An 853-nucleotide genomic window follows, 5' to 3' on the forward strand; every position below is an offset into this window, starting at 1 on the left:
CCGAGATCCTTCGCGTGGCATGACATCGGCGGGGAAAGGGAAAGTCACGCCTCAGGCGTGACTTACGCAACAATGCCAAATCAAATAGACGTTCGACGATCAGCATTCGGCGGCTTTGACTTGGCACCAGCTCGGGATGGTCGCGGAGGAGCGGCGGGACTTCGCGGCGGCGGAGGAGGCCTACCGAACGGCGTTGGAGATCAAGCAGACGTTCGACGACCAGCATTCGGCGGCCTCGACCTGGCACCAGCTCGGGATGGTCGCGCAGGAGCGCCGGGACCTCGCAGCGGCGGAGGAGGCCTACCGAACGGCGCTGGATATCTTCGTCGCTGCAAACGACGAGCACAGCGCTGCCACCGTGATCGGCAGCTGCGCACGGCTTGGCCAAGCCGATCCGGATCGCGCGGAGGGGCTCACCGCGATGGTCGCCGGCCAGACGGAGATGGACGCAGAAGACGTTCGCAACCTCTTTTTCAAGGCCGTCAGCAACGCGGAGGAGCAGGCGTGACCAACAGGATCGCATTTGTGGAGCTTGCCTGGGAGGCGGAAACGGACGGCCTCGATCGCGCCTGGAACGGTAATCCCGAACTTTCCGTCCTCGGCCGTGCGCTCCCGCCCGATCGCGGCGGCGTGGTGGTCTTTCCCCTCGACCCTGCGTCCCTGGCGCTCGGGTTTCTCCCCTCGGTGGCGGCGGGGGCAACCTATGAGGCTGTGTGAGAAGTCATTTCGGCGCGATCCTTTGGATCATCTGGGCGCAAGCGGCGATGGTGATGAAAGCCTCCGCTGTCTGCACGCGGTACTCGTAATCTTTGGACATCCGGCGATGCCGTCCGAGCCAGGCGAAGCTCCGTTC

Annotated in this window: 2 protein-coding genes and 1 pseudogene; 2 read left to right on the forward strand and 1 reads right to left on the reverse strand. The window is 64.6% G+C overall.

Annotated elements, in window-relative coordinates; translation table 11 throughout:
* Positions 1-115: 115 nt before the first annotated feature.
* Together Q1B08_RS21550 and Q1B08_RS21555 are read left to right on the forward strand one after the other, a co-directional pair.
* A complete protein-coding gene (locus Q1B08_RS21550) occupies positions 116-508 on the forward strand; it encodes a tetratricopeptide repeat protein (protein ID WP_299823448.1) in 393 nt (130 codons plus the stop codon).
* Positions 505-717 carry a hypothetical protein gene (locus Q1B08_RS21555; RefSeq protein ID WP_299823451.1) on the forward strand — a complete coding sequence of 71 codons (213 nt, stop codon included), beginning with the start codon at positions 505-507 and terminating at the stop codon, positions 715-717. The genes Q1B08_RS21550 and Q1B08_RS21555 overlap by 4 nt, the downstream gene beginning before the upstream one ends.
* A gap of 4 nt (positions 718-721) precedes the next feature.
* Here the strand turns inward: Q1B08_RS21555 and Q1B08_RS21560 are convergent.
* Positions 722-853 (reverse strand): annotated as a pseudogene (locus Q1B08_RS21560) (IS5/IS1182 family transposase); the annotation flags it as partial.

The organism is uncultured Jannaschia sp. (assembly GCF_947494025.1).
In the GTDB taxonomy this organism is placed as follows: domain Bacteria; phylum Pseudomonadota; class Alphaproteobacteria; order Rhodobacterales; family Rhodobacteraceae; genus Jannaschia.